Below are 5,907 nucleotides of genomic sequence, written 5' to 3'. Positions count from 1 at the left end.
CCGCCGTGCGATTCGACGACGTGCCGGGCGATGGAGAGCCCCAGCCCGGTGCCGCCCAGTTCCCTCGACCTCCCCTTGTCGATCCGGTAGAACCGCTCGAAGATCCTCGGAAGGTGGTCGGCCTCGATCCCCGGCCCGTCGTCGGCCACTTCGAGGAGGCAGTCGTTTCCTTCGACGCGGCCGGACAGCGAGACCCGGCCCCCGTCCTTTCCGTACTTGATCGCGTTGTCCACCAGGTTCGAAACGGCGAGCGTGAGTTTCCGGAGGTCTGCCCGGAACGTCCCGTCGCCCGCCTCCACGGAGAGGATCTTGCCGGCCTGTTCCGCCGGGAGGCGATGGATCTCCGCGACGCGCGACAGGAAGGCGGCGATGGAGGATTCCTCGGTCGCCATGGGCGCGGCTCCGGACTCCGCCCGGGACAGCTCCAACAGGTCGTCGATCAGGCGCTCCATCCGGAGCGCGTTGGCGTGGGCGGTCGCGAGGAACGCCGGGTCCGGCGACGCCCCTTCCCGGACCGCATCCTGGATCGCCTCCAGGTACCCGCGGATGTTCGTGAGGGGAGTGCGCAGCTCGTGGGAGGCGTTGGAGACGAATTCGCTTTTCACCCGCGCCAGCCGCTTCTCCTCCGTGGTGTCCAGCAGCGTGATCAGGATATCCGGCTCCGATTCGCCCCGGTAGCGGACCGTCGTTCCGGACATCCGGACGACCCGCGCTCCCCGGCGCGTCGATACGGCGAGTTCCACGGGCGCGGACCCGTTCCCCCTGGACCAGGCGTCGATGAACGCGAGGACCAGCGGATGGCGGATCACCGCGGTGTACGGGCGTCCCTCGCCCATCGTCTCCGACGCGTTCAGGATCTCTCCGGCTTCCCGGTTCATCATCCGCACGGTGCGGGCGGGGGTGACGACGATCACGCCGTCGGAGAGGTTCGCCAGGAGCGTTTCGAGCCGCGCCTTCCCCTCGTCGAGCTGCGCGATCGTCTCCGAGAGCTGGGACGCCATCCGGTTCATCGCTCCCGCCATGTCCTCGAGCTCGTCGCCGGTCCGGAGCTGGACCCGGCGGGACAGGTTTCCCGCCCCCATCTCCCGGGCGGCGGACTGCATCTCCGCGAGGGGGCCGGTGACCCTCCCCGCCATGAAGGCGGCGCCCCCGAGGATCAGCAGGAGCGCCGCGATCCCCGTGCCCCAGAGGATCGCGAGGATCTGCCGGAGGCGGCGGTACAGCGTTTCGGCGGGGACCGAGGTGCGGGCGACGCCGACGATCCGCCCGTCGACCGCGATGGGAAGCGCGGCGTACCGCTGCTCCTCGCGGATCGTGATGCTCCTCCGGTGCGAGAAGGCCGGCGCTCCGGAGAGGGCGTCGCGGATCTCCGGGTGCTGGGAGTGGTTCTCCATCGCGGCGATCCCCCCCGCGCCCACGGAGGAGTCGGCGACGACCGTGCCGTCGGGGAGGACGACGGTCAGCCGGGCGGCGAGCTCCCTTCCCAGCCGGTCCCCCTCCCGGGCGATCCGTTCGCGGTCCGGTTTCGACGCCGCAAGGAGGGGGCGGAACGCCTCCGCCGCCTGGCGCGCCTTCGAGACGAGCAGCTCGTCGGCGTCCGACATCACGAGATTCCGGACCAGGAAGTACCCCGCGCCGCCGGCGATGGACAGGGCGACCCCCGCGATCGCCAGGTGGGCGACGAAGAACTTTTTCGCGAGGGACTCCTCCCGCAGCTTGTAGCCGACGTCCTTGACCGTCTCGATCGCCTGGACGAGGAGCGGGATCTTCTGCCGAAGCTTGGCGATGTGGACATCCACGGTCCGGTCGATCACGTGGGTGTCGTCGCCCCACGCCTTCGACAGGATCGCCTCGCGGGAGAGCACCCTGCCGGAGGAGGAGAGCAGCGCGTGCAGGATGCGGAACTCCTTGGAGGTGAGGGAGACCGGCTTCCCCTGGCAGCGGACCTCGTGGCGCGTGACGTCCATCCGGAGATCGCGCCAGGCCAGTGTCGGCGGTTCGGATTCCGCCGAAGCCGGGCGGCTGCGGCGGAGGATCGCCTTGATCCGCGCGACGACCTCCCTCGGGCTGAACGGCTTGGGGATGTAGTCGTCCGCGCCCAGCTCGAGGCCGACGATCCGGTCCGTCTCGTCCCCCTTCGCGGTGAGCATTACGACCGGCGTGTTCGCGATGCCGGGGCTCCCGCGGATGGCCCGCAGAACTTCCAGGCCGTCGGCGTTGGGTAGGAGGATGTCGAGGAGGACCAGGTCCGGCTTCCGCTGTCTTGCCTTGCTGATCGCGGCCTCCCCGTCCGCCGCGACGATGGGGGAAAACCCCTCCTTGCGCAGGTAGTGCTCCAGCAGCTCCCGGATCTCTTTTTCGTCTTCGACGACCAGGATGGTGCGCGGCAAGGCGGTCTCCGGATCCTTCGTCTGGAGCCCCATTATAGGATCCGGGAGGGGAATGGTACACACTCCGTACGAACGGGAAGGGTCAGCGGGAGGGGAAATCCGTCGGGACGACGATCCGCAGGCGGACGTCGGTCATCGCGATCCGGACGGGAAGGGGACCGAGGTACTCGCCGTCGACCTGCACCGCGGAGGGGATCGTGGATCGTGCCACGACGGACGTGGTCTCGCGGATCAGGACGTGGCGGGAGCCGGCGTGCCTTCCCCGGAGAATGTCGAGGGCGAACATCGAGATCGCCCACCGGCCCTTGCGGAGCAGCGCGACCACGTGGAACGCGTCCCCTTCGATGTTCGCGTCCGGCGCGATCGTGACGTTCCCGCCGTACTTCCTTCCCCGGGACACGATCACCGACTGGACCTCGAACCGCTCCCTTCCCGGCAGCTCGATCCACAGGGACGGCTGGGCGCGGAGCAGGTGTCGTGCGCCGCACAGGACGTAGGCGGCGATCCCCAGGACGTTCTTCTGACGGTGGTTCATCCGTTCCACCACCTCGGCGTCGAAGCCGGCGGACGCGAGGAGGACGAAGTACCGGTCGTTCGCCTTCCCCAGCGGGACGGAGATCGTCCTGCCGTCCCGCAGGAGCGCGAGGCACCCTTCGATGGAGGCGGGGAGGGAAAACTCTTTCGCGAAGACGTTCCCGGTCCCGTGGGGGACGACCGCGAGACGGGTGCCGCTGCCCGCCAGGCCGTTCGCGACCTCGTGGACCGTGCCGTCGCCGCCGACCGCGACGACCGTTTCGGCCCCTTCGTGGGCCGCCTCCCGCGCCATCACGACGGCGTCGCCGGGTCCCCCGGTTTCGCGGATGCGGAAGGAGAATCCCATCGCGGAGAGGCAGGCGCGGACCCGGTCGATCCTTCCCGCCGGTCTGTGGCCCGCCACGGGGTTGCAGATCACGTCGATCATCGAGAGGGATTATACCCTGTGGAAAACGAGGGTATGGGATACTTTACGGTATGCGTCCCTTCCTCCCGGCCGCCGATCGGCAAAGACCTCTCTTCATCGCCCACCGCGGCGCGTCGGATCGCGCGTTGGAGAACTCGCCGTCGGCGTTCGCGCTGGCGCTCGCCGAAGGGGCGGACATGATCGAGTTCGACGTGCGGTTGTCGTCGGACGGCGTGCCGGTGGTGTTCCACGACGGGCGCACCGGCAGGACGGCGAAGGGGAATCTGCGGGTGTCGCGCACCCCGGCGGCCCGGCTTGCGAAGGTCCGGCTGAAGAACGGGGAGGCGATTCCGACGTTCGCCGAACTGCTGGAACGGATCGGCGGGAAGGTCCCGCTGAACGTGGAGTCGAAGGTGGCGGGAGCCGTGGAGGCGTGCGCGGGCGCGATTCGCGCCTCGGGGTACCGCGGGGCGATCCTCTTCTCGTCCGCCCTGAGGACGGAGTGCCTCGCCGCCCGGTCGATCCTCCCGGGGCTCCCGTGCGGGCTGGTGACGCGGCGCCCCTCCGCGTCGGACATCGCCTTCTGCCTGCGCCACGGGCTCTCCTCGATCCACCCGAGCCACCGGTTGCTGACCGTCCTCCGCATCCGGAAGGTGCGGGCCGCCGGCATCGCGCTTTTCCCCTACACGGTCGACGATCCGTCCGCCGCGTTCCGGCTCATCGAGGCCGGCGCCGCCGGCGTCTTCTCCAACCGCGCGCAGGCGCTGCGGGAGATGTGGTGCGGACGCGGATAGCTCGTGATTTCCCTGTAACTATTTCCGCGAAGCCGTGTAGAATAAAACACGGTTTTCCGTCCGCGGGAGGGGATTCGCCGATGAAATTCCTGAAATGGTGCCTCGCGGCCGCGGTCTGCCTGGCGGCGGTCGCATCGCCGTGGTGGAACGCCTCCGCGTTCGCGCTGCGGACGCTCGAGCAGGGAGCGAAGGCCCCGGACATCGAGCTGATGGGCATGAACGGGGAGGGCGCGAAGCTCTCGTCCCTCGTCGGGCCGAAGGGGCTCGTGGTCATCTACTGGGCCACGTGGAGCTCCCGGTCCCCCGGGATCCTCCTGTTCGCCGAGAAGGAGCTTCGGAAATACGAGGCGCAGGGGATGAAGGTGGTCGCCGTCAACGCGGACCACCAGGAGATGAAGACCGAGGATCACCAGGCGGTGCGCGACAAGGTGAGGGAGCTCGGCCTCACGTTGCCCGTGTTCCACGACCGGGGGCTGGTGGGGTACAACGCCCTCGGGATCATCAGCGTCCCGACGACCCTGATCATGGACAACGCGCTGTCCCTGCGCGAGGCGTACCCTGGGTTCCCGTCGGTCGCGAAGACCGATATCCCGGAGAAGATCGACGCCGTGCTGGGCATCGTCCGCGAAAAGCGGCCGGAAAAGGCCCAGTACCTGCTCGATCACAAGCCGAAGAACCACGCGCTCCAGTACTACAACCTCGGGAAGCGGATGTTTCTCGTGGCGCGGTCCCCCTCGGGCGAGCTGCGGGGCGGAGTCCCCGAATCGGCGATCGACCGGCTGAACGAGGCGATCCGCCGCGACCCGGACTTCTTCCGCCCGTACCTGCTGAAGGCGATCATCTACCACGCGGCGAAGGAGCCGGCGCTCCGGGACTCCGCGCTGGACAACATCCGGAAGCGGGAGTTCCAGGAGCCGTACGAGCACCGTGTCCTCGCGCTCGGCTACCTGGAGATGGGGATGGACAACAGCGCCTCCGACCACCTGAAGGCGCTCTTCTCGTTGTCGCCGGACGACCCCGCGGGGCTCTTCGGGCAGGCGCTGCTCTCGCAGCGTCGCAACGACGCCGCCGGGGCGAAGAAGGCGGTGGCGGCCCTTTCCGCGAACCCGGCCGCGAAGGAGGTCCTGGGGGAGGAGGTCTCCGCGCTGTTCACGCCCGAAGGAGCGGTGAAGACCGGTTCGGCGCGGGCGGTCCGGGACACGCTCGACCGGCTGCTGGAGATCGAGAAGAAGGCGCAGGGGGCGATCCGCTCCGACGCCCCGGTCAAGGCGGAGGACGTGAACCGGGCGAAGTAGCTTACCGCCCCATTTCGCCCGAGAGGATGTACTCCTTCGCGCTGTTGACGGCGGTGGCGGCCTCCCCCGCTCCCGCGGTGATGAGCAGCACCTTGCCGGGGTAGGTCACGATGTCCCCCGCGGCGTAGACGCCGGGCAGGTTGGTGGACATGTCGGGCGCCACCCCGATCCCGCTGCCGACGATGTTCAGCCCCCACTGCCGGAACGGCTCCATGTTGGTCAGCATGCCGATCGAGAGAACGATGTCGTCCACCTCGATCGTCTCCTCCAGCCCGCTTCGCTCGTTCCAGATGACCGCCCCGGTCACCCGGTCCTCGCCGAGGACCTGCTTCAGCGTGTAGTACGGGTATTTCACCCGGACCCTCGAGGAGAGGAGCCGGTGGACCATCGCCTCGTGGGCCTCCCACTTGTACAGCCGGTGGCACAGGGCGACCTCGGCCGCGATCCCGTCGAGGGAGAGGGCCCAGTCCACCGCGCTGTTCCCCCCT

At 69.0% G+C, this 5,907-nt stretch carries 5 protein-coding genes; 2 read left to right on the top strand and 3 right to left on the bottom strand.

All coding sequences use genetic code 11. The features are described 5' to 3' along the window. The coding region (locus HZB86_05640; GenBank protein MBI5905015.1) for a response regulator at positions 1 to 2,390 on the bottom strand (2,390 nt) is incomplete at its 3' end. Between the two features lie 82 nt (positions 2,391 to 2,472). After that, entirely contained in the window at positions 2,473 to 3,351 is an 879-nt protein-coding gene (locus HZB86_05635) for a diacylglycerol kinase family lipid kinase (GenBank protein ID MBI5905014.1), read from the bottom strand. A gap of 125 nt (positions 3,352 to 3,476) precedes the next feature. On the opposite strand from HZB86_05635, the gene HZB86_05630 reads away from it, so the two are divergent. Continuing rightward, a complete protein-coding gene (locus HZB86_05630; protein ID MBI5905013.1) occupies positions 3,477 to 4,124 on the top strand; it encodes a glycerophosphodiester phosphodiesterase in 648 nt (215 codons plus the stop codon). A gap of 80 nt (positions 4,125 to 4,204) precedes the next feature. Beyond that, complete coding sequence (locus HZB86_05625; GenBank protein ID MBI5905012.1) at positions 4,205 to 5,419, top strand: redoxin domain-containing protein; 1,215 nt, start codon at positions 4,205 to 4,207, stop codon at positions 5,417 to 5,419. 1 nt (position 5,420) lies between these two features. On the opposite strand, the gene HZB86_05620 is transcribed toward HZB86_05625, so the two are convergent. Then, a partial coding sequence (locus HZB86_05620; GenBank protein ID MBI5905011.1) for an NAD(P)/FAD-dependent oxidoreductase occupies positions 5,421 to 5,907 on the bottom strand: 487 nt, incomplete at its 5' end.

Source organism: Deltaproteobacteria bacterium, from assembly GCA_016234845.1.
GTDB lineage: Bacteria > Desulfobacterota > Deferrimicrobia > Deferrimicrobiales > Deferrimicrobiaceae > JACRNP01.
This window is presented reverse-complemented; position numbering and strand designations above follow the sequence as displayed.

Bases quoted from the DNA above. Each gene is read 5' to 3' on its own strand.
- HZB86_05635 (MBI5905014.1), bottom strand. From the start codon at position 3,351: ATGATCGACGTGATCTGCAACCCCGTGGCGGGCCACAGACCGGCGGGA.
- HZB86_05625 (MBI5905012.1), top strand. From the start codon at position 4,205: ATGAAATTCCTGAAATGGTGCCTCGCGGCCGCGGTCTGCCTGGCGGCG.